At 35.6% G+C, this 23,505-nt stretch carries 21 protein-coding genes; 13 read left to right on the top strand and 8 right to left on the bottom strand.

Features of this window, described 5'->3' with window-relative positions:
- The first annotated feature begins 453 nt into the window (after positions 1 to 453).
- Positions 454 to 1,704: a methionine adenosyltransferase gene (gene metK, locus EKL95_RS12440; RefSeq protein ID WP_126564330.1), complete on the top strand. Its 1,251-nt coding sequence runs from the start codon at positions 454 to 456 to the stop codon at positions 1,702 to 1,704.
- A gap of 217 nt (positions 1,705 to 1,921) precedes the next feature.
- Here metK and EKL95_RS12435 read toward each other — a convergent pair whose 3' ends face one another.
- On the bottom strand, positions 1,922 to 2,248 hold the full coding sequence (locus tag EKL95_RS12435; protein ID WP_317125167.1) for a hypothetical protein: 327 nt from the start codon (positions 2,246 to 2,248) through the stop codon (positions 1,922 to 1,924).
- A 114-nt stretch (positions 2,249 to 2,362) separates the two neighbouring features.
- Here EKL95_RS12435 and EKL95_RS12430 point away from each other — a divergent pair, with 114 nt between their 5' ends.
- Complete coding sequence (locus EKL95_RS12430) at positions 2,363 to 3,154, top strand: hypothetical protein (protein ID WP_126564329.1); 792 nt, start codon at positions 2,363 to 2,365, stop codon at positions 3,152 to 3,154.
- Positions 3,154 to 3,768, top strand: coding sequence for a deoxynucleoside kinase (locus EKL95_RS12425; protein ID WP_126452993.1), 615 nt, complete (start codon positions 3,154 to 3,156; stop codon positions 3,766 to 3,768). Before EKL95_RS12430 ends, EKL95_RS12425 begins: the two co-directional genes overlap by 1 nt.
- Before the next feature lie 111 nt (positions 3,769 to 3,879).
- On the opposite strand, the gene EKL95_RS12420 is transcribed toward EKL95_RS12425, so the two are convergent.
- The 5 genes from EKL95_RS12420 to EKL95_RS12400 all read right to left on the bottom strand — a co-directional run bounded on the left by EKL95_RS12420 (position 3,880) and on the right by EKL95_RS12400 (position 11,480).
- Positions 3,880 to 6,339: a sodium-translocating pyrophosphatase gene (locus EKL95_RS12420; RefSeq protein ID WP_126564328.1), complete on the bottom strand. Its 2,460-nt coding sequence runs from the start codon at positions 6,337 to 6,339 to the stop codon at positions 3,880 to 3,882.
- A gap of 112 nt (positions 6,340 to 6,451) precedes the next feature.
- On the bottom strand, positions 6,452 to 6,982 hold the full coding sequence (locus tag EKL95_RS12415; RefSeq protein ID WP_126452987.1) for an inorganic diphosphatase: 531 nt from the start codon (positions 6,980 to 6,982) through the stop codon (positions 6,452 to 6,454).
- Positions 6,983 to 7,089: 107 nt separating this feature from the next.
- Positions 7,090 to 7,692 carry a DNA-3-methyladenine glycosylase family protein gene (locus tag EKL95_RS12410; protein WP_126564327.1) on the bottom strand — a complete coding sequence of 201 codons (603 nt, stop codon included), beginning with the start codon at positions 7,690 to 7,692 and terminating at the stop codon, positions 7,090 to 7,092.
- Between the two features lie 99 nt (positions 7,693 to 7,791).
- Entirely contained in the window at positions 7,792 to 10,278 is a 2,487-nt protein-coding gene (locus EKL95_RS12405) for a DUF5686 and carboxypeptidase-like regulatory domain-containing protein (RefSeq protein ID WP_126564326.1), read from the bottom strand.
- Positions 10,279 to 10,499: 221 nt separating this feature from the next.
- Positions 10,500 to 11,480, bottom strand: a complete 981-nt coding sequence (locus EKL95_RS12400; protein WP_091255586.1) for a pyruvate dehydrogenase complex E1 component subunit beta — start codon at positions 11,478 to 11,480, stop codon at positions 10,500 to 10,502.
- 310 nt (positions 11,481 to 11,790) lie between these two features.
- Between EKL95_RS12400 and EKL95_RS12395 the strand changes: the two genes are divergently transcribed.
- The 5 genes from EKL95_RS12395 to EKL95_RS12375 all read left to right on the top strand — a co-directional run bounded on the left by EKL95_RS12395 (position 11,791) and on the right by EKL95_RS12375 (position 16,685).
- Positions 11,791 to 12,537, top strand: a complete 747-nt coding sequence (locus tag EKL95_RS12395; protein WP_126452978.1) for an electron transfer flavoprotein subunit beta/FixA family protein — start codon at positions 11,791 to 11,793, stop codon at positions 12,535 to 12,537.
- A 103-nt stretch (positions 12,538 to 12,640) separates the two neighbouring features.
- Entirely contained in the window at positions 12,641 to 13,621 is a 981-nt protein-coding gene (locus tag EKL95_RS12390) for an electron transfer flavoprotein subunit alpha/FixB family protein (RefSeq protein WP_126457448.1), read from the top strand.
- Between the two features lie 138 nt (positions 13,622 to 13,759).
- Positions 13,760 to 14,389 (top strand): bifunctional nuclease family protein, encoded by a 630-nt coding sequence (locus EKL95_RS12385; RefSeq protein ID WP_126452972.1) that lies wholly within the window; start codon positions 13,760 to 13,762, stop codon positions 14,387 to 14,389.
- A 153-nt stretch (positions 14,390 to 14,542) separates the two neighbouring features.
- Positions 14,543 to 15,847, top strand: a complete 1,305-nt coding sequence (locus tag EKL95_RS12380) for a metal-dependent hydrolase family protein (RefSeq protein WP_126564325.1) — start codon at positions 14,543 to 14,545, stop codon at positions 15,845 to 15,847.
- A 13-nt stretch (positions 15,848 to 15,860) separates the two neighbouring features.
- The gene (locus tag EKL95_RS12375) at positions 15,861 to 16,685 is read left to right on the top strand and encodes a thymidylate synthase (RefSeq protein WP_126452966.1); all 825 of its coding nucleotides are present in this window, start codon (positions 15,861 to 15,863) and stop codon (positions 16,683 to 16,685) included.
- A gap of 22 nt (positions 16,686 to 16,707) precedes the next feature.
- On the opposite strand, the gene EKL95_RS12370 is transcribed toward EKL95_RS12375, so the two are convergent.
- Positions 16,708 to 17,004 (bottom strand): isoamylase early set domain-containing protein, encoded by a 297-nt coding sequence (locus EKL95_RS12370; protein ID WP_126562104.1) that lies wholly within the window; start codon positions 17,002 to 17,004, stop codon positions 16,708 to 16,710.
- 238 nt (positions 17,005 to 17,242) lie between these two features.
- Between EKL95_RS12370 and EKL95_RS12365 the strand changes: the two genes are divergently transcribed.
- The 4 genes from EKL95_RS12365 to EKL95_RS12345 all read left to right on the top strand — a co-directional run bounded on the left by EKL95_RS12365 (position 17,243) and on the right by EKL95_RS12345 (position 20,095).
- Positions 17,243 to 17,575: a 2TM domain-containing protein gene (locus EKL95_RS12365; RefSeq protein ID WP_126457452.1), complete on the top strand. Its 333-nt coding sequence runs from the start codon at positions 17,243 to 17,245 to the stop codon at positions 17,573 to 17,575.
- 2 nt (positions 17,576 to 17,577) lie between these two features.
- The gene (locus tag EKL95_RS12360) at positions 17,578 to 18,060 is read left to right on the top strand and encodes a dihydrofolate reductase (protein ID WP_126457453.1); all 483 of its coding nucleotides are present in this window, start codon (positions 17,578 to 17,580) and stop codon (positions 18,058 to 18,060) included.
- 597 nt (positions 18,061 to 18,657) lie between these two features.
- Positions 18,658 to 19,389 (top strand): bifunctional demethylmenaquinone methyltransferase/2-methoxy-6-polyprenyl-1,4-benzoquinol methylase UbiE, encoded by a 732-nt coding sequence (gene ubiE, locus EKL95_RS12350; RefSeq protein WP_126564324.1) that lies wholly within the window; start codon positions 18,658 to 18,660, stop codon positions 19,387 to 19,389.
- Between the two features lies 1 nt (position 19,390).
- Entirely contained in the window at positions 19,391 to 20,095 is a 705-nt protein-coding gene (locus EKL95_RS12345; RefSeq protein ID WP_126457455.1) for a porin family protein, read from the top strand.
- 53 nt (positions 20,096 to 20,148) lie between these two features.
- Here the strand turns inward: EKL95_RS12345 and EKL95_RS12340 are convergent, their stop codons facing one another.
- On the bottom strand, positions 20,149 to 20,874 hold the full coding sequence (locus EKL95_RS12340) for a TrmH family RNA methyltransferase (RefSeq protein ID WP_126457456.1): 726 nt from the start codon (positions 20,872 to 20,874) through the stop codon (positions 20,149 to 20,151).
- 37 nt (positions 20,875 to 20,911) lie between these two features.
- Between EKL95_RS12340 and EKL95_RS12335 the strand changes: the two genes are divergently transcribed.
- Positions 20,912 to 23,479, top strand: a complete 2,568-nt coding sequence (locus tag EKL95_RS12335) for a BamA/TamA family outer membrane protein (RefSeq protein ID WP_126457457.1) — start codon at positions 20,912 to 20,914, stop codon at positions 23,477 to 23,479.
- Positions 23,480 to 23,505 lie beyond the last annotated feature (26 nt).

Here is a 23,505-nt window from a genome sequence, read left to right as displayed (position 1 = left end):
TCCGGGAAGCTTTTGATATATAATTTGATTTAAATTATGCAATACGCAACCCTCAGGAATTTTCCTGTGCGACCTTAAACATATTACAAATATTAAATTTCATTTTTACTTTATTAGAATTTCTAAATTGCAAATTATTTTTTAAATATCCAAATAAGTTTAAGAAAATAATAGCGAAACTATTTTAAATATTATTTTTTCTTAATAATTTAGAACCCGAAAAATATTTATTCTCAAAAAAAACAAAAGATTAATTTGCAATTCAAAATGGTTTCATACATTTGCAACCAAATACAAGAGGAAAAATTTGAACTGATTGCAACCTCTTCATAATGAAACAAATTCATTATGAATACTGAACGTTTTTCAGTAGAAAAAATGCTAAAGCAGAAACTCTTCTTTAGTCCTTTTTAGCAATTATTTTTTCTCGCTTAATTTAAAATAATAATTATTATGGCCTATTTATTTACGTCAGAATCTGTAAGCGAAGGACATCCAGACAAAATTGCAGATCAAATTTCAGACGCATTAATTGATAATTTTTTGGCATTTGATGCTGACTCAAAAGTAGCTTGCGAAACTTTAGTAACTACAGGTCAAGTAATCTTGGCAGGTGAAGTAAAATCAAATACCTATTTAGATGTGCAACAAATCGCTCGCGATGTAATCAAGAAAATTGGTTACACCAAAAGCGCCTATATGTTTGAAGCGGATTCTTGTGGTATTCTTTCTGCTATACACGAACAATCTGCTGACATCAATCAAGGTGTTGATAGAGCAAATCCTGAAGAGCAAGGTGCTGGTGATCAAGGAATGATGTTTGGTTACGCAACAAATGAAACAGAAAATTACATGCCTTTGGCACTTGATTTATCTCATAAATTATTAAAAGAATTAGCTGTTTTAAGACGTGAAAATAACGAAATCACCTATTTGCGTCCGGATGCTAAATCTCAAGTGACGTTAGAATACAGTGATGACAACAAACCAACTCGAATTGAAGCTATTGTAATTTCGACACAACACGATGACTTTGACGAAGAAGCTACTATGCTTGCTAAAATCAAAAAAGACATCATCGAAATTTTGATTCCAAGAATCATTGCAAAAAATCCAACGAGTGCTCATTTATTTAATGATCAAATTAAATACCACATCAATCCAACAGGAAAATTTGTCATTGGAGGACCTCACGGAGATACTGGACTAACAGGTAGAAAAATTATTGTAGACACTTACGGTGGAAAAGGTGCTCACGGTGGTGGTGCATTCTCTGGTAAAGACCCTAGTAAAGTAGACAGAAGTGCGGCTTATGCGACTCGTCACATTGCTAAAAATCTAGTTGCAGCAGGTGTTGCTGACGAAATTTTAGTACAGGTTTCCTACGCCATTGGTGTTGCTAAACCAATGGGTATTTTCATAGAAACTTATGGAACATCAAAAGTGAAATTAACTGATGGAGAAATTGCCAAAAAAGTAGAAGCTATTTTTGATATGCGCCCGTACTTTATAGAGCAACGTTTGAAATTAAGAAATCCAATCTACAGCGAAACTGCTGCTTACGGGCACATGGGACGTACTCCAGAAACGGTTACTAAAACTTTTACTGCTCCAGGAGGATTAACAAAAACCGTGACTGTTGAATTGTTTACTTGGGAAAAATTAGATTTTGTTGACCAAGTTAAAACTGCTTTTGGATTGTAATTCAGTACAGATTTAAAATGAAAAAGGGGATTTTGTTCAGTCAAAATCCCTTTTTAATTTGGCTATATATTGTACTTTAAAATAAAGGTCACAAATCGTGGTAAAATAATCGTTTCATTCGCATTAAAGCCATTTACGCTAAAGGAGTTGTTCAATCTAGACCTTGTATTTAGTAAATTGTAGGCCTGAATTCTGTATTCAAATTTGGCGTCCTTTTTTAATAAGTTCCGCCGCCGCCACTCATTGCATTCATTATGCGCATTCCACCTCCAGCTTGACCTGTAGCCTCTAACTTTTCTTCTTCTTTATAAATTGATGTCGATTTATCAAAATTAAGAATGAATGTTTTTTCGAACATTTTTTTCATACTTTCCTCAATCATTTTTTGCATATCAGGAGTCATATCCTTATTGCCTTCCATTCGTGTTTTGAAATCGGAGGTACTGGTTTTTGATTCATACACTGCCATTCCTTGAAATTCCTGAGCGCGAAGCCCCAAAAACGATGCAATTGTTACTATTATTGCGTAAATTACTTTATACATAACTATTGGGTTTTAATGAATAAGAGTGAAAAATAATATTTTTGTTACAAGCATTCTGTTAAAATAATAATAAAACAATCAAAATTATATACCGTTTAATTGTAATTTCGCTGTATGAAAAAAGTAATATTATTGCTGTTTATCGCTTCATTTTCAGTAGTTTTTAGTCAGAACCAAAAACTAACAGCCATTAAAATCGATTCTATTCGTTTTGATGGAGATGCGTTTTTAGGTTATGATTCATTTGGTTTTTACTACACCATCCATAACAATGTTTTTTCTAAAATTGGAACACGGAATACTTTAGAATACAAAAATATTTCTTTGGGTAGAATCACAAAAATAGATTTGCATAACCCTTTGAAAATTGTTTTATTTTACGAAAATTTCAATACAGTTATCATCTTGGACAATCAATTGAATGAAACTCAGAAAATCAATTTTTCAGAAAATACAATTCCAATCGTAGCCACTGCAATTGGTATTGCTGCTCTAAATCAGTTGTGGGTTTACAACAGTATGAATCAGCAACTGGGATTATATGATTATTTGAACAAGGATTACAAAACTATTTCAGTTCCTTTTACTGAAAGTATTAAGAATTACGCTTCAGATTTCAACATCTTCTATTGGATGGACGGTAAAAACAACTGGTACACTTGCGATATTTTTGGCAGAATAGCAAACAAAGAAAAAGTTTCTGATTTTGACTCGATTGAAATTATAAATGAAAATCAGATCATCTATTCTAAAAATGGGATTTTAATTTTGCAGGATTTGGAAAAAAACCAAAAAACTGAAATTGAAATTTCAGAAAAAACGTTTAAAAAATTCTATTACAAAGACCAAATTTTATCTATTTTTACAACTTCAGGAATTACAAATTATAAAATCACAATACCGTAATGCACATAGCAATAGCAGGAAATATAGGTTCAGGAAAAACTACTTTAACGCGTTTATTAGCCAAACATTTTAAGTGGGAGCCCCACTATGAAGATGTAGTCGACAATCCATACTTAGATGATTTTTACCATCAAATGGAGCGCTGGTCGTTTAATTTACAAATCTATTTCTTGAATAGTCGCTTCCGTCAGGTGATGCAAATTCGTGAAAGCGGTAAAAAAATCATTCAGGACCGAACTATTTATGAAGACGCCCATATTTTTGCTCCTAATTTATATGCTATGGGTTTGATGACCAATCGGGATTTCCAAAATTATTCTTCTCTTTTTGAATTAATGGAATCTACCGTTAAAGCCCCTGATTTATTGATCTATTTAAGGAGTTCTATTCCTAACTTAGTTGGACAAATACACAAACGCGGCCGTGAATATGAAAACTCAATATCCATTGAGTATTTGAGTCGTTTGAACGAACGCTACGAAGGCTGGATTCAAACCTATGACAAAGGAAAACTATTAATCATTGATGTGGATAACATGAATTTTGTTGATAATCCCGAAGATTTAGGAACTATTTTTAATAGAATTGATGCGGAGTTGAATGGGTTGTTTTAGAATCCTCTCCCCAACCCTCTCCGAAGGAGAGGGAGTAGAAACTGGTGATAAAATACATAAAAACAAAAAATGCCTCACAATTGTGAGGCATTTATATTTACAAGATATTGATTACTTTAAATCATCAATTTTAGCCTGAACTTCTGCGTCAGTTCCCTCAAAACTTTGAATGTTTTCTTTTCCGTTAATATTAGTTTTAATAGTTGCTTTTACTTCTCCATCAACATTGGTTTTTTCTATCGTAACTTTTTCCGAAACCATTTCAGTTACTGCTGCGGAAGCATTCATAAATCTACACGTTTTACTGTCACATCCTTTAGCAAGACACTCTTCTTTAGATATTGAAGTACACATTTCAGAAACAGCACAACATGCGGCTTTATTAGCCAATGTATGATTGCCACTACCTAAAATTGGTGCAATAACAAGTCCTATCAAACACGTCAATTTAATTAAAATATTCATTGATGGTCCAGAAGTATCTTTGAACGGATCTCCAACAGTATCGCCAGTAATGGCCGCTTTATGCGCATCAGAACCTTTATAGGTCATTTCTCCATTAATCAGAACTCCCGCTTCAAAAGATTTTTTAGCGTTGTCCCAAGCACCACCGGCATTGTTTTGAAAAACAGCCCAAAGCACACCCGAAACGGTAACTCCGGCCATATAACCCCCTAACATTTCGGCGATTAGCTGGTTGTTGTCTCCGTAAACTAATTTGCCAAGCAAAACAATTGCAATTGGAAAACCAATTGTCAATATTCCCGGCAACATCATTTCGCGCAAAGCGGCTTTCGTCGAAATATCAACACACTTAGCATATTCCGGTTTTCCGGTTCCTTCCATAATTCCGGGAATCTCCCTGAACTGACGACGTACTTCATACACCATGTCCATTGCGGCTTTCCCGACAGAATTCATCGCTAATGCCGAGAAAACTACAGGTATCATGCCACCCACGAATAGCATTGCTAAAACTGGTGCTTTAAAAATATTGATTCCGTCAATTCCTGTAAAAGTCACATACGCAGCAAATAGAGCTAGTGAAGTTAATGCTGCCGAAGCAATAGCAAAGCCTTTTCCGGTTGCTGCAGTTGTATTTCCTACAGCATCTAAAATATCCGTTCTGGTACGTACTTCTTTTGGCAATTCGCTCATTTCAGCAATTCCACCGGCGTTATCCGATATGGGTCCAAAAGCATCGATTGCCAATTGCATGGCCGTTGTTGCCATCATCGCTGAAGCAGCTAAAGCCACACCATAAAATCCTGCTAATGCGTAGGAAGTCCAAATTGCAGCTGCAAATAATAAAACCGTTGGAAACGTAGAAATCATTCCGGTTGCCAATCCTGCAATTACGTTTGTTCCTGCTCCAGTTGAAGATTTTTGAACAATTGCCATAACAGGTTTTGTACCCAATCCTGTATAATACTCAGTTACTGACGAAATGAGTCCACCTACTGCCAGACCTACAATTGTAGCATAAAAAACACGCATGGATGAAATTTCTTTAGTTCCTTCTCCAAAGAAATCCATTTTCATGGTTTCTGGCAACATGTATTGCACTAAAAAATAGCAGGCAATAAGGGTTAATCCTATTGAAAGCCAGTTTCCCCTATTTAAAGCGCTTTGCACTTGCGCTTCTTTTGCATTATCATCTGTAATTTTCACCACCATCGTTCCGATAATCGAAAATAATATTCCAAAACCGGCGATTGCCATTGGTAATAAGATAGGTCCTATTCCTCCAAAAGCATCTTGAATAGTTCCGCCCATGTCTTTGATTACATAATTTCCTAAAACCATGGCCGCTAAAACAGTTGCGACATAAGAACCAAATAAATCAGCTCCCATTCCGGCAACATCGCCTACATTATCCCCTACATTGTCCGCAATTGTAGCCGGATTACGGGGATCATCTTCCGGAATTCCAGCTTCTATTTTCCCCACCAAATCAGCTCCAACATCGGCCGCTTTAGTGTATATTCCTCCACCAACTCTTGCAAACAAGGCTATTGATTCTGCTCCAAGAGAAAATCCCGCTAGTGTTTCTAAAACAATGGTCATATCTTCCGTAGAAGTCCAAACGCCGTTCATAAAGAAGTGAAAAAAGAAAATAAAGAAAGTGGTCAATCCTAAAACAGCCAATCCCGCAACCCCTAATCCCATTACGGTTCCGCCACCAAAAGAAACTTTTAAGGCTTTAGGCAAACTGGTACGGGCGGCTTGTGTGGTTCTAACATTGGTTTTTGTTGCAATTTTCATTCCCATGTTCCCAGCTAAAGCCGAGAAAAAAGCACCAAAAACAAAAGCAACCACTATTAATATGTGTGTAGTAGGAACGAAAAAAGAAATTCCGGCTAAAACTATGCTAGCTCCAATGACAAAAAACGTCAACAACCTATATTCTGCTTTCAAGAAAGCCAAGGCTCCTTCGTAAATGTAATCCGAAATCTCTTTCATCTTACCATCACCCGGATCCTGTTTTAATACCCATTTTCTTTTAGCAAACATAAATGCCAGTCCAATAAATGCCATCGCAATAGGCAAATAAATCATAATTGTATTCATAATTTCGGTTTGGTTTTTGGTTAAAATTAATAGTGTAACAAAACGAATTTAAACAAAAAAAGCAACACTCTTAACAGAATGTTGCTTTTTTTGTAAAAATTATGACGTAAAATTATTTAATACTAAACAATCCCTCTGGTTTATTCTCAATTTGATTAAATCGCTCCGTACACTCTGCGATAATTGCATAGGCTTCATTTACATCTCCCCAGCCGCCTACATCTACTTTCTTGTTTTCAAGATCTTTGTACACTTGAAAAAAGTGTTCAATTTCTTTTAATAAATGTGGATTCATGTCTGACAGATCATTCAATGAATTCCAGATTGGATCTGAAACCGGTACACAAATTACTTTTTCATCCGGTCCTTTATCATCCGCCATGTGGAAAACACCAATGGGTTTTACTTCCATAACACAACCGGGAAAAGTAGGTTCGTTTACCAAAACCAATACATCTAATGGATCGCCGTCTAAGGCTAATGTTTCCGGAATAAATCCGTAATCCGCAGGATACATCATTGACGAGAATAACATTCTGTCAAAACGCATTCTTTTTATTTCGAAATCATATTCGTATTTATTTCTACTTCCTCTTGGTATTTCGATTAAAACATCGAAAGTTGTTAATTTGTCTGCAGTCATTTTAGTTTTTCTTTTCTATATTTTATGGTTGCAAAAATAAGTAAAGAATCCCTTTCAACAATGAAAAATCTATGTTATCTGTTGATTAAATTTTAAGAAACAGCACTTTAGTAAAAAACGGTTCTATTTCTTTTCTTTAAATAATGATGCCATAAAAGATAGGTTGCAAAAGAGCGATACGGACTCCATTTCAACGTATGAACTTGCATCTCATTTTTGTCGTGAATATCCAGTAATTCCTTGATTGTGTGTACAACGGCAATATCGCCTAATGGCAATAAATCAGGCTCTTGCAGACAAAACATTAAATAAATATCGATGGTCCAGTTTCCTATCCCTTTGATTTTGATGAGTTCTTCGCGCACTTGCAGAGCCGTTTTGGCTGGCAAACTTTCTAAATCAAGTTCTTTATTTATTAAGGCTGTCGCCAAAGCTTTGATATAAGACGTTTTTTGACGGCTTACGCCAAGATTCCTAAACTCAGCATCCGATACGTGAAGAAGAATTTCCGGTGTTACCGTTTTTAGAGTAGTTTTTATTTTTAAAAAAGTGGCTTTAGCGGACTCTATCGATACTTGTTGCTCTAAAATCAACAATACCAGAGTCTCAAAACCTTGCGGTCTTTTGGGAATAACAGGCATTCCGTATTGTTCAATGATTGCTTTGAAAATAGCATCTTTTTCTAAAAGGTAGTCGATGGCTTCTTGCATAATCTGATGTTTTTTTAGCCCGGATGGAAACGGCATCCTTTTTATAAGGCGATTTTTATTCGCCTTATAAAAAGATATAGTGTACAGCCGGAATAGCTCCTAAAAACTGAACCCAAACGACCCTTTAACAGTAAAACGATTCGTTTCCGGCACGTTGAGATAATTGCCTCGCCAGGCGAAATCAATACGGAATACTTTGAAGATATTTCCAATACCAGCACTGTATTCCCAATAGCCTTTTTCAGGTGCATTGTAAATTAAACCCGAAGCATTAATAGCTCTGTTTTCATCAGAGATGCTTCCATAAACCCCTTTTACGGATATAATTTCTCTCCAATTGAGTTTGCGCATGAACGGTATTCTGGAAAAAAGACGCCCGTTGAAATTGTGATTCCACTGTAAAGTAGCATATTGATCCGATACAAATTCATAGAAATTAAGATTACTGAAGGTGTTTTCAATCGTGAAAAAAGTTTGATTTCCCGGAATCACATTTATCAATCCTAACGGAACTGTTCCAAAAGTTTTTCCTACTTCCATAATAATATTGGTTCGCCCCAATGGACCAATAACTATAGGCTGTTTGTAATATAATTGTACTTTGTCATATTTGAAATTACTGTTCAAAAGCCCTTTGAATCCATGGCTGTAATTAATAAAAAAACGACTAAAAGGACTGTCAACATTGCTTCTTTCAACCCCAAAACCAATCGTTTTTCGCTTTGGAGAATACTCGATCTGAATGTTCGCTTCGGATTGTTTTACATCACTTTTAGTAGCTAAATTGGCTATGTTGGTATAATAATCCAGGCTAAAAGTAGGCGATGCAGACTCCAGCGTACGATACGAAATCCCAGCCTGAAAAGTCAAGTTTTTTACTGGCTCCATTTCTATGGCAACATTAGTCAAATTGATGTTGGTTAACTTCCCGTTACTGCCAGATGAGAATACGGACGACGAAGCAAAACTTCTGCCTAAAATATCGTTTGTAGTTGTTAAACTAGCTCCTATTTGCTCAATGTCTCGCCTATTTCCTCCGGATAAAATGATCCGATTTTTCTTGTCGACCATCCATTTTCCGGAAAGTCCGTATTTAAATTTATCATCATCAAACCCATACGCAGTATACGCCTGAATGCGCCAAGGATCGTTAGGACCAAAATAGGTTCTTCCTCCTACTCGCAACCGTACACCCTCTACTTCATTGTATCCAAATGTAGAAAAAACAGGTCCATAATCAAAGTTATTAAACTCCACATAACCACTTCCTAGTATGGATACTAAGCTGTACAATTGTTTGAATTTATTTACGGTTTGCAGGGTATCAAGCATTTTATAAACGCCCAATTCATCCTTGCTTAAGTTTTCAAAACGGTTTTCATTCCAATATTCCTCGGATTTATTGTAGACTTCGTCATCCATATAATTGACTTCGGCTTTATAAAAAGCAACAGGCAATTCTGTATTGAACTGATGGTTCCGGTAAAAACTAGTTCTTTTTCCATAAACACCTTTCGAATTTTCTTTTTTGTTCAAAGCAAAGTCAGACATCAAATAATCCTTGGTCAACAAGAAAACCGAGTCACTGACTACTTCAAATTCCTGCTCTAAGTAAATATCTTTTACCCAGTTGATATTGGCACTTTTGGTCACTGCCATATTGATTTTCTTGATGGCAAATGTGGAATCATTCACCCAAAAATCTCCTTTGAAAGTCAATTCGTTTTTTCGTCTTGGATAAAAAACAATATTATAGCACCATTTATCATCAATATACGAACTGTCTTTCAGTACATAATTGTAGACATCAATCCCTGTTTTAGACAGCGGACTGGTAAAGCTTTTGTCAAAAAAAGTCAAGTAATTATTGTAGATATTATAATCTGAATACAAGTCTTTTACAAAAGATAAAATCTGTTGATTCCCATCAAATCCGGACGTTTTATTGGCTTTTATTTTTTCTTTTACCTTCTTTAATTTGTTGTCTCCATAAACATCATGGAGTGATTCATTTATAAAAATAGGCAAATAGGTTTTCCCGGTTACTCGGGACGTATCCATTTGATCGAATATAAATTCCATCCCTTTAAAAAGTTTGCTTTTCATAAAAGCACTGTCAATAGAATTCATATCAAATTCTATTTTCTCGTACTTTTCCATCTGGTATTGGTCAAACTGATACAACCCGTTTTTACGTTTTCTTTCCCAGATTTTCCTCAGAATATCGAGCGCAGGATTGTCCTTTTTTGATGTTTTTCCGGCAAAAACGACTACTTCGTTTAAGCTTTCGGCTTCATTCAACTGAATTTTGAAATTATAATTTACCGGTTTATCTAAGTAAATTTCTTTTTCAGAAAACCCAACGGAGGATATGAGTAAAGTAGTATATGTTTTTTTGGATTCCAGGTAAAACTTACCGTCCTCATTAGTCACAATTCCTTCACTGGAACCTTTGAAAACCACATTAGCAAATGGAATGGGCAGGTTGGATTTATCAACCACAACACCACTCACTTTTGTTTGCGCAAAACTAGTAGTTGCTGAGACCAACAACAAAAGCAGAAACAATAAGAGATTCTTTTTCATATGTAGATAATATTTGTTTTTGTAGGAATATGGTATCGCCAGATCTTAATTGGTGTTTGAGACAGCTTCTGTCATGGCGATTTCATAGTCATTCAAAAAAAAACTTCATCAAATTAAAGAATTGATGAAGTTTCAAATATAGTTAATTAAGACCGCAGGATTAATTGATTATTAAAAAACGGGTTATTAGCCCTTATTCCAAATCAAACGATTCCAACTGACTATTTTTTATACAGTACTTTTTTAACCGCTTTTACTACATCACCAGCATTAGGCAACCATTCTTTCAATAAAACCGGAGAGTACGGCGCTGGCGTATCTGCAGTCGTAATGCGTTGAATAGGTGCATCCAAGAAATCAAAAGCACGTTCTTGAACAATATAGGTAATTTCAGAAGCCACACTTGCAAAAGGCCATGCTTCCTCAAGAACTACTAATCTATTTGTTTTTTTAACCGATGTTAAAATCGTCTCATAGTCCATAGGACGTACAGTTCGCAAATCGATAATTTCACAAGAAATTCCTTCTTTGGCTAATTCGTCAGCGGCAATATGCGCCTCTTTGATAATTTTTCCAAAAGAAACAATTGTCACATCCGTACCTTCACGCTTGATATCAGCAACTCCTAACGGAATTACATATTCGCCATCTGGAACTTCACCTTTATCCCCATACATTTGTTCAGATTCCATGAAAATCACAGGATCGTTATCACGAATAGCCGCTTTCAACAAACCTTTGGCATCATAAACCGTAGAGGGAACTACCACTTTAAGACCCGGAGTATTCGCAAACCAGTTTTCTAAAGCTTGTGAGTGCGTTGCTCCTAATTGTCCTGCCGAAGCTGTTGGACCACGAAAAACGATTGGCACATTAAATTGTCCACCCGTCATCTGACGCATTTTGGCAGCATTATTTATGATTTGGTCAATACCTACTAAACAAAAATTGAACGTCATGTATTCCACAATCGGTCTGCATCCATTCATGGCTGATCCTACTGCAATACCAGTAAAACCAAGCTCTGCGATAGGAGTATCAATGACTCTTTTCTCGCCAAATTCAGCTAGCATACCTTTAGATGCTTTGTAGGCACCATTATATTCTGCAACTTCTTCACCCATTAAGTATATGGACTCATCGTGACGCATTTCTTCACTCATCGCTTCACAAATGGCCTCTCTAAATTGTATCGTTCTCATATTTTTTTATATTTTGTCCTCCTGAGCGCAGTCGAAGGATAATTTTCGAACAGCAAAAATAAATATTTAATATCATTTAAAAGCATAAATTACTCTAAATTAATTCAGGATTTATAGCGATAATTTTCAGGAGCTATTTCCGGCTCTCCCCTGTATCTTCCTGTGGCTAAAGGAGCCACAAGAAGGATGCCGCTGCTGTCCGGGCTACGAAAACGTAGTAGTTAAGTAAAATATTATGCGTGCATAGTATATTATTCAAATTAATATTTTAAATTTGTAAAAGAAATTACGAATAATAAAAAATATAAGTATGAAAATATTAGTTTGCATCAGTCACGTTCCTGATACTACTTCAAAAATTAACTTTGTCAACGGCGATTCAGAATTTGACACCAATGGAGTTCAATATGTAATCAATCCAAATGACGAATTTGGTTTGACACGCGCTATTTGGTTCCAAGAACAACAAGGCGCAACCGTTACGGTTGTGAATGTTGGAGGACCAGAAACCGAACCTACTTTAAGAAAAGCGCTGGCAATAGGTGCCAATGAAGCCATTCGCGTCAACGCTACTCCTACTGACGGATTTTTCGTAGCCAAACAACTTGCTGAAGTAATTAAAAACGGAAGTTACGATGTAATCATTGCCGGAAAAGAGTCTTTAGACTATAATGGCGGAATGGTTCCTGGAATGATAGCCGGGATTTTAGGATACAACTTCCTTAATTCTTGTACAAGTCTTACTGTTGATGGAACTAATGTAAAAGCAGTTCGTGAAATTGATGGTGGAAAAGAAACCGTTGCTACAACTTTACCATTAATCATTGGAGGACAAAAAGGATTGGTGGAAGAAAAAGATTTGCGTATTCCAAACATGAGAGGAATCATGACTGCAAGAACAAAAGCATTAACAATACTGGAGCCTGTTGACGCTGCTGTGAATACAAAAGCAGTAAAATTTGAAAAACCAGCTCCTAAATCAGCCGTAAAATTGATTGCTGCTGACAATTTAGATGAATTAATCAATTTATTACACAACGAAGCAAAAGTAATCTAACTGTCATAAAGCGGAATGTCAAAAGTCAAATGAATAGAAATTTACACTAATTTCCCTTTACGACTTTAGACTTTTAAACTTATAAGACTAAAATAAAAAAATCATGTCAATATTAATATACGCGGAATACGCTCCCGACGCTTCGGGAGGAAAATTTAAAAAAGTAGCATTCGAATTGGCTTCCTATGCAAAAAAAGTAGCCGAAAGTCTAGGAACCACTGTTACGGCTGTAACCGTAAATGCTGGAGATGTTTCGGAATTATCAAAATACGGAGTAGACAAAGTATTAAAAGTAACCAACGATAAATTATCCGGGTTTACTGCAAAAGCATACGCTGATGTGATCAAACAAGCCGCCCAAAAAGAAAACGTAAAGTTAGTTTTACTTTCATCCACTACAGACAGTATTTATCTTTCCTCACTTGTTGCAGTAGCTTTAGAAGCCGGCTATGCGTCAAATGTGGTTGGATTACCAGTTTCAACGTCGCCTTTTCAAGTAAAAAGAAATGCTTTTTCAAACAAAGCGTTCAATATCACTGAAATTGCCACAGACGTAAAAGTACTTGGGCTTGCCAAAAACTCGTATGGGGTTTTTGAAACACCTTCAACATTAACCGAGGAAGATTTTAACCCAAATATTGGAGAAGCTGATTTTGGTGTAAAAGTAGAATCAGTTGAAAAAGTTTCTGGAAAAGTTTCAATCGCTGATGCGGATATTGTAGTGTCGGCTGGACGTGGATTGAAAGGTCCGGAAAACTGGGGAATGGTAGAGGAGTTAGCAACTGTTCTTGGCGCTGCAACTGCTTGTTCAAAACCAGTTTCTGATTTAGGATGGAGACCTCACGGAGAACACGTTGGGCAAACAGGAAAACCGGTAGCTACAAACCTTTATATTGCAATTGGAATTTCAGGAGCGATTCAACACATTGCGGGAATCAACTCTTCTAAAGTAAAAGTGGTCATCAACAGTGATCCCGAAGCGCCTTTTTTCAAAGTAGCGGATTACGGAATTGTAGGTGACGCGTTTGAAATCGTACCACAATTAATTGAAAAATTTAAAGCTTTTAAAGCTCACAATTCATAAATTATAGCATCCCATTAATTTAAATGCTACTTAAAAACAAGATATTTGTATCTTTGCTTTTAAGTAGCATTTCTTTTTTATAATTGCTGCTTAATTTTTATTAAAAAAAGTACCTCGTACTTTCCCATTACATCAATTATGAGCTTAGTTAAACTATCTATAAAAGGAATTTCATACAGTCAAACTCAAAACGGAGCCTACGCATTAATCTTGAATGAGGTTGACGGAGAACGAAAATTACCCATTGTCATTGGTGCTTTTGAAGCCCAATCCATCGCTATAGCATTGGAAAAAGAAATAAAACCACCACGTCCTCTGACCCATGATTTGTTCAAAAACTTCGCAGAACGATTTGACATTGTAGTCAAACAAGTCATTATTCACAAACTTGTGGACGGTGTTTTTTATTCGAGTATCATTTGCGAAAGGGATAAAATTGAAGAAATTATTGATGCCCGAACTTCAGATGCCATTGCGTTAGCATTGCGTTTTAACGCACCTATATTCACTTACAAAAACATTCTGGACAAAGCCGGAATTTATTTAAAATCAAATCCTTTAGACCCTAATAAAGACTCGCAGGAAATTGACGATGTACTTTCTAATCCGGACACTTTTGGTCGTGAAGAAGAAAGCAATCAATCCGGAGAAACCTATTCTAAACACAGTCTACCGGAATTAAATGAATTGTTAGATCAAGCCGTGTCGCACGAAGATTATGAGAAAGCCGCAAAAATTAGAGATGAAATCTCAAAGAGAGAATTGTAATTGTACCCATTTTTACTTTCCGTAGGATTGAAATGAAATCAGATTGTTACTAAATTTCAAAGGATTGAATCGCTTGTTTTTGAATAAATACACTTAAATTCACCAAAAACACTTAGTACCATGTTTCTTTTATAAAATTGATAAAAATAAGCTATGAAAAAAAACCACTTCCTACTTCTCTCAACATTATTTATTTGTTCAGCTGCCTCATCCCAAGACTATTATCTGCACTGCGGAAAAATCTTAAATACACTATCAGGCAAAGAATTAACAAACCAAACGATCCTTGTTTCTAAAAACAAAATTACAAAAATACAAGAGGGTTTTATCGCTAAAGTCAAGCCTGAAGACATTGAGATCAACCTGAAAAACAAATATGTTTTACCGGGTCTTATTGACTTACATGTTCACATAGAAGGCGAACATGATACCAAGAGCTACATGTCAAAATACATAGACAACGAAGCTGATGTTGCATTTCAAGCCGTTCGATGTGCCGAAATCACTCTTCTAGCTGGATTCACTACGGTGAGGGATTTAGGTGGAACCGGAGTAAATATCTCCATAAGAAATGCCATCAATAAAGGAATCGTAAAAGGTCCCCGAATTTTTACTGCCGGAAAATCAATTGCTACAACAGGCGGTCATGCAGATCCTACTAACGGAAGCAACCGAAAACTGGTAGGCGATCCAGGTCCACATGAAGGCGTAATCAATTCTCCAGAAGAAGGAGTAAAAGCAGTGAGAGAGCGTTATAAAGAAGGAGCTGATGTTATTAAAATTACAGCTACAGGTGGTGTTTTGAGCGTGGCAAAAAGCGGTAAAAATCCGCAGTTCTCTCTAGAGGAAATTAAAGCCATCACCACAACAGCCAAAGATTACAACATGCTCACCGCTGCCCATGCCCATGGCGACGAAGGAATGCAAAGAGCCATATTGGGCGGTATAAAAACCATTGAGCACGGCACCTTTATGAGTGAAGAGACAATGGAATTAATGAAAAAATACGATGCTTATTTAGTTCCTACCTTAACGGCTGGAAAAGAAGTAGAAAAAAATGCAGAAATTACTGGTTTTTATCCTGACATCGTAGTTCCAAAGGCCAGAGAAGTTGGCCCACAACTGAAAGCTACTTTTGCCAAGGCGTATAAAAAAGGAGTCCAAATTGCTTTTGGAACTGATGCCGGCGTTTTTGCTCATGGTACAAATGCAAAAGAATTTGGGTATATGGTTGAAGCCGGAATGCCTGCATTAGCCGCGATACAATCAGCAACGATTACGAATGCTATGTTATTAGGGCTTGAAAATGAAGCAGGTCAAATCAAAGAAAACTTTTTGGCAGACATCATTGCAGTGGATGAAAATCCTTTGAATGCGATCAAAACTCTGGAAAAGGTCGTATTTGTAATGAAGGACGGAAAAGTATATAAAAACGAACAACCGCTTACCGCACAATAGAATCATATAGACAATGAAGCAATATTTAGATTTAGTACAACACGTAATGGAAAACGGTTGTCAAAAAGGAGATCGTACGGGAACCGGGACAAAAAGTGTCTTTGGTTACCAAATGCGTTTTGACTTAAATGAAGGTTTCCCGATGGTAACTACTAAAAAACTACACCTAAAATCCATTATCTACGAATTGCTTTGGTTCTTAAAAGGAGACACAAATATTAAGTATCTTCAAGAAAACGGCGTTAAAATTTGGGATGCTTGGGCTGATGCCAATGGAAATTTAGGGCCTGTTTACGGCCACCAATGGCGCAATTGGAATAGTGAAGAAATTGATCAAATATCGGAATTAATTAAAGAGTTAAAAACGAATCCTAACAGCCGCAGAATGCTGGTTTCAGCATGGAATCCATCGGTTCTGCCTGACACGACAAAATCATTTGACGAAAATGTAAGTAACAATAAAGTTGCCTTGCCGCCTTGTCATGCGTTCTTTCAGTTTTATGTTTCTGGGGGTAAGCTATCTTGTCAGTTGTACCAGCGAAGCGCTGATATTTTTTTAGGAGTTCCTTTTAATATCGCTTCGTATGCGTTACTCACCATGATGATTGCGCAGGTTTGTGATCTAGAACCTGGTGAATTCATTCACACTTTTGGCGATGCACATATCTATAACAACCATTTTGAACAACTGGAATTGCAATTGACCCGTGAGCCAAAACCATTACCAAAAATGATTTTAAATCCCAATATAAAAGACATCTTTGCGTTTGGTTTTGAAGATTTTACCCTTGAAGGCTATGAACCTCATGCCACGATAAAAGGAAGTGTTGCGGTATAAAATAATAAAAAACGGTGTTTAGCTATACTACTAAAACACCGTTTTCATTTCCAGCAAACGCATTCCATTTGAAAGAATCTGCTTCTGGTTCATTGACAAATACTCCGTCGATAACGTATTTGAATTCGTAAGCAGCGTCTTTGGCCACATCAAATACTCCCTTGAAAGTTCCATTTTTTAATTTACTTAAAGCCCCTTCAGCAACATTCCAATTGTTGAAATCACCCACAACAGAAGCATGACTTGCTGCCTTTGCCGCTACCGAAAAAGTAACTTTACAAACTGGCTTTGTTTTTACAAATTGTTTTTTAATCGGCATAACATATTCATTTATAGGTTTATAAAACAAAGTAAATGTAATATATTGAAGTTTCAATGGCTCCTGTGAAGTTTTAATGGAATGCCGTAAACTATGTTAATTTTTGATAAATTCAATAATTTAAAGGATCGTAAATTTACTATTCAAAAATCAGAATACGTTTTCTGTTGAAATAATCCTGAGGCAAAATAGTGACTTTGCAAAATAAATTTTACCTTTATAAACTAAAATCAGAGCGATGGAAAAAGAATTACACGAACAATATGAATATGCAAGACGAAGAATAAAACAAAAGAAACGATTGTATTTTCATTTTGTTCTTTTTGTATTGGGAAGTTTATTGCTATTTGTTGCTCATAATTTCCTTGATAGTACGGTAGTCTCGTATTGGTATCTTTGGGTTATTACAATATGGCTATTCCTTTTTATTTTGCATTTTATAAAAATTTTCATCACGGATCGATTTATGAATAAAGATTGGGAAAGAGAACAAATAGACCGCCTGGTCGCTTTGCAAAAAAAGAAAATAGACCAATTACAGACGCAAGTATCTAACGACGACCCTAAATAATTATGATAGTAATGATTGCGGCCGTAGCCGAGAATAATACGCTAGGAAAAAACAATGAATTAATCTGGCATTTGCCCAACGATTTTAAAAGATTCAAATCACTTACTTCCGGGCATCATATCATAATGGGGAGAAAAACATTTGAAAGTTTTCCCAAACCATTACCAAACAGAACCCACATCATAATCACCCGACAAAAAGAGTATCACGCTGAAGGATGCATAATTGTTGATAGTATTGAAAAAGCACTGGAAGTTTGTCCAAAAGACCAAGACACCTTTATAATTGGTGGCGGCGAAATTTATACTTTGGGACTTCCTTTTACTGATAAAATAGAAATCACACGGGTACATCACTCCTTTGAAGGCGATGCCAGATTCCCTGCGATTAATGAGTCCGAATGGAAAATAATAGTTTCGGAATTTAATGAGAAGGATGAAAAGCATCTTTACGATTATTCCTACCAGACATTCGTTAGGAAATAAAATAAAAAAACATCCTTTTGGGGATGTTTTTTTTTAACCATTGATTAAGAGCAATGACCTAGTCTTGAAACAGTATTTGATAAACTAATATAAAAATTACAAACACTAGTAACACTCCAGAAACGAAGATTATAATGTTTGATGTTTTTTGAGAATACATCTCAAAAAAGCCTTTAATACCAAATACCACGAAGGTACTAAAGACGAAAAAAATTAAAATTTCCAAAAACAAATTTAATCCTAAGAACGTATGATGCGCTTTAACTACAATACTGCCTTGTAAAACAGCATTTTCAAAACAGCTAACAAGAACAAATGAGATAAATAGCGCTAAAAATATCCATTTGATTAGGTTCACTGACTCTTTTTTAATCATTTAATATGGTTCTTTCTTGAATACCAAATTTGCGCAATAAAAATCGGAGATACAATACCCACTTTTAGTGATATTTCAAATAAAAAAATGTTTCTTATTTTAACGGACTTAGTCTTATTTAATACGCAAAAAATCATTCCGGCACATAAAACAAAACTTGCTTCTAATTTAAAGAACTCGTTTTTAGTTCATCCCGTTTGTATTATATTTGCATAAAAAAAATGTCAGAAAAGATAACTCCTTATAAAGGTTCTGCCTTAGGTAAAAAAGAACAGGTTGCTCAAATGTTTGACACCATTTCAGGCAACTATGATAAATTGAATCGTGTCATTTCTTTTGGAATTGATATAAAATGGCGTAAAAAAGTTTTGCAGATGGTTGCGAAATCCAATCCAAAAATAATCCTGGATATTGCTACGGGCACCGGAGATTTAGCGATTTTAATGGCACAAACCAATGCTGAAAAAATCATTGGCTTAGACATATCTGCCGGAATGCTGGAAGTTGGCGTCCAAAAAATTGCTGACAAAAACCTTACTGCTACTATTGAAATGATTTTGGGCGACTCAGAAAACATGCCTTTTGAAGACAATTATTTTGATGCGATTACCGTTGCTTTTGGTGTTCGAAATTTTGAAACGCTGGAAAAAGGATTAGCTGAAATTTTAAGAGTTTTAAAACCAAATGGTGTATTTGTAATTTTAGAAACGTCAGTGCCAGACCAAACGCCTTACAAACAAGGCTATACTTTTTACAGTCAAAACATCCTGCCTTTGATAGGTAAATTATTCTCTAAGGATAACGTTGCCTACGGTTATTTATCTGAATCAGCTGCCGCTTTTCCTTATGGCGAGGCGTTAAACAATATTTTAAGAGAAATTGGGTTTATAGATGTTGTAGCATTACCGCAAACCTTTGGTGTGGCGACCATTTACTCAGCTTCTAAAAAATAACATGAAAAAAATAATTGCCTTACTCTTTTTTGCTTTTATTCTAAACGGATACGCCCAAAAGTCTCGAACTATTTTCAGCAAAGATCCCATTGTTAATTTGGAAAATTTTCAAAAAAAGAAAGTTTATTATGGCTTTTACTTAGGATTCAATTCCTATGATTTTAAAATTGATTATAAAATGAAAGGCCCTGATATACTGGTCAAAAAAACAACCGGTTTCAATGTGGGAATTATTGGTGATGTAAAATTACAGGAATACATTAACTTGCGATTTGAACCTGGATTGTATTACACAAAAAGAGACTTGTATTATCCTAATTTTTCAAACAGTGGCGATGCGCTTAGAGAAGTGAACAGCACGTACATTCATTTTCCTTTATTGTTGAAATTTTCCTCCCTAAGAACGGGCAATATTCGCCCCTATTTAGTGGGAGGATTGTCAGCTACTTTAAACTTATCCAGCAACTCTAAGTTGATGGATGATAATTTGCAGGAACGCTTTCGAGTTAAATCATGGACTACTAATTATGAATTAGGCTTTGGAATTGACCTTTTTTCCGAATATTTTATATTTTCGCCTTCCATAAGAGGTGTTTTTGGACTTAATGACGAACTAATTAGAGACAATGACCCCAGCAGTCCTTGGACAGGAAACATTGAAGCCTTAAAGACCAGAGCCATTTTAATTAATTTTACTTTCCATTAAAAAGTAGTTTGGCCGTTTTAAGTTCTCCCGTAAACTATGACTGCGCGTTGCTATCAGCCTCTACAAAACTCACTTAAGACAATTGCTGTTGCTGCAGCTACATTCAGACTTTCCGTTTTTTGAAGATTCCCAAAACGAGGAATTGTGAGTCGGTTGTGGACCTCATTTTCAAGAGCCGGAGAAATTCCATTAGCTTCATTCCCCATGATAATAATTCCCTGTTGAGGAAGAGTTGCTTTATAAATATTTTCTCCATCCATGAAGGTCCCAAAAATTGGAAGTTTTGTCTGCGCTAAAAAAACATTCAAATCAACATAATTAACATTCACCCGGGCAATGGAGCCCATGGTTGCCTGAACCACTTTTGGATTATACAGATCTACCGTTTCCTTTGAACACAAGACTTGTTGTATCCCAAACCAGTCACACAAACGCAATATAGTCCCTAAATTTCCAGGATCCCGAATAGAATCAAGCGCTAGAATCAAACCGGTTTCAGTAATTGATTTTTCTACTGGCATCTTAAAAACGGCTAAACATGTATTCGGAGTAGCCAATGCTGTAACTTTTTTTAAATCATTTTCTGAAATAATGGTTTTTTTTTCTTGGCTTACCGAATCAAAATCATTTTGGGTGGTAAACAAATGTTCCAATTCAAAATTAGAATCCAATAGTTCCTCAATTCCTTTGACACCTTCGGCAAAAAATAATTTATTGGCTATCCTATATTTTTTTTGCTGCAAACTCGTTATAAGCTTTATTTGGTTTTTACTAACCATAAAATAATGTACTTTTGAATTAAATATTTTAGAACACTTGAAAAAAATTTCTACAAAAATAACTGCATTTATTGTAATTGCAATACTAATTTGCGCTTGTGACGCTGTAAAAAGAGTTCCTGACGGGAAATTGCTGCTTACAAAAAATGAAATCGAGGCCAATGGCAAATCCATTAAGGAGGAAACTATTTTTAATCAGTTGTATCAAAAACCAAACAGTACCTTGCTGGGCTATCGTTTGCGCTTGAACCTTTACAATCTTGCCAATCTAAATCCAGATTCAACCTATCAGGCTAAGTTTGCTAACAATCCCGAAAAATACAAAAGACAATCCAAATGGCTGTCTGAAAAACAAGTCAACAGACTCGGAAAGTCTTTTTTATATTATGGCATCCATAATTTTTTAAAAAAAACAGGAGAGCCTCCTGTAATTATCGACAAAGAAAGAGCTGACAAATCAGTATTGCGATTGAAATATTACTATTTCAACAATGGCTATTTTAATGTAAATGCAAATTACAACATAGACACCCTGAGCCTTAAAAAAGCTAAAATAAAATACGCCATAACGCCCGGAAATGCCTTTTTCCTAGATACTTTAAAAACCACTATTTTAACTCCAGCATTAGACTCTTTATACCAAACCAATAAATCCAATACCTTTCTAAAATCAGGCAATCAATACAAAACAGAAGATTTTGAGAATGAAAAAAACCGAATTACCACTCATTTCAGAAATAACGGAGCCTATTATTTTCAGTCCAACTACGTTACTTTTGATATTGACACGATTAAAAAAGTAAATCAAGCAAATATAAACCTGGTCATTAATAATTATTCGTACCAAGATCAGGATTCTAGCAAAACGGTGCCTTTTAAAATTTATAAAATAAGTGATGTAAATATTTATACGGACTATTCCTCAGAGAATAACAACCGGACTATTACAGATAGTACAACCTACAAAAACTTCAATTTATACAGCCATCAAAAATTAAAATACAAACCTCGCGCGATAACTAACGCCATATTCATTACAAAGGGAGGTTTGTATGCTGATTACAAAACAGTCTTGACCACACGCTACCTGAACAACCTCAAAGTATTCAACTACCCCTCCATACAATATGAAGTTGACAAAAGAGACAGTACTGCACAATCGCTGATCGCTAAAGTATACCTGACTCCCCGCAAAAAATATAGTTTTGGGACTACACTAGATGTTACCCATTCTAACATTCAGGATTTTGGTATCGGATTGAGTGTTTCAGAAACAATCAGAAATGTTTTTAATGGTGCTGAAACACTGGAAATTGCAGCCCGTGGCAATATAGGTTCCTCACAAGATCTTGCCAATCCAAATAATAATTTTTTTAATGTATCCGAGTACGGGTTGGATTTAAAATTAAATATTCCTAGAATTTTCATTCCCTTTAGCACTGAAAAAATCATTCCAAAAAGCATGATTCCCTCCACACTAATCACAGTCGGTTTTGCAAAACAAAGAAATCTGGGGTTAGACAAAGAAAATTTCACGGGAGCACTATCGTACAATTGGACTCCAAAAAGAAACCATACTGCCCGATTTGACCTGTTCAACACCCAGTTTGTTCGCAATCTAAATCCCAATAATTATTTCTTTGTTTACAACTCTTCTTACAGAGCATTGAATGCCATAGGGAAGCAATACAACACCAACCCTAACTACTACAACAATGATATCGATAGGAATTTAGTCATTGAAAGAGGCACAACTGGATTTACCCGTGATGTCTTATCAGGCAATGCGAGTTTCTTAAAACCATTAGAAAGTGCTGATATAGAAAGTGTAAAAAGCATTGAGGAAAGAAGACTCCGACTTACGGAAAACGATTTTATACTCGCTACAAGTTTTACGTTTTCAAAAACAACAAAGAAAGACTTATTAGACAATGATTTTTATCTCTTTAGAACAAAAATAGAATCAGCGGGAACACTATTGTCAGCTTTTGCAAAAACGACAAATCAAAAAGAAAATGTCACCGGTAATTATGAGATATTTAATTTAGAATACTCTGAATACCTAAAAACAGAATTTGAATACATCAAACATTGGGATTTATCTAAAGAAAAGATCTTTGCCTTTCGATCCTTTTTTGGCATTGCAGTCCCATTTGGGAATTCAAATTACATTCCTTTTTCAAGGAGTTATTTTTCTGGGGGCTCAAATGACAACCGAGCCTGGCAACCATACAGCTTAGGTCCCGGGAGTAGCGGAGCTGTAGATGATTTTAATGAAGCCAACATGAAAATTGCCATCAGTGGTGAATTTAGATTTAAAATATTAGGCAATTTAAAAGGAGCCCTTTTTGCTGATGCCGGGAACATTTGGAACGTATTGGATAATGTGGTGGATGAGAAATCAACATTTACCAGTTTCAGCGACTTAAAAGACATTGCATTAGGCACGGGATTCGGCCTTCGATATGACCTGAGTTTTTTTGTAATTCGTTTTGATTTAGGATTTAAAACCTATAATCCTGCCAACGAAACCCGTAAAAGATGGTTTCAAGAATATAATTTCGGAAACTCTGTTTTAAATTTTGGAATAAATTACCCGTTCTAATGCTAAATAATTCTTATTTTTGCAAA

Source organism: Flavobacterium sp. LB2P53 (assembly GCF_003970305.1).
Lineage (GTDB): Bacteria > Bacteroidota > Bacteroidia > Flavobacteriales > Flavobacteriaceae > Flavobacterium.
Note: the sequence above shows the minus strand (reverse complement) of the source record. Positions and strands in the feature narration are given on the sequence as shown.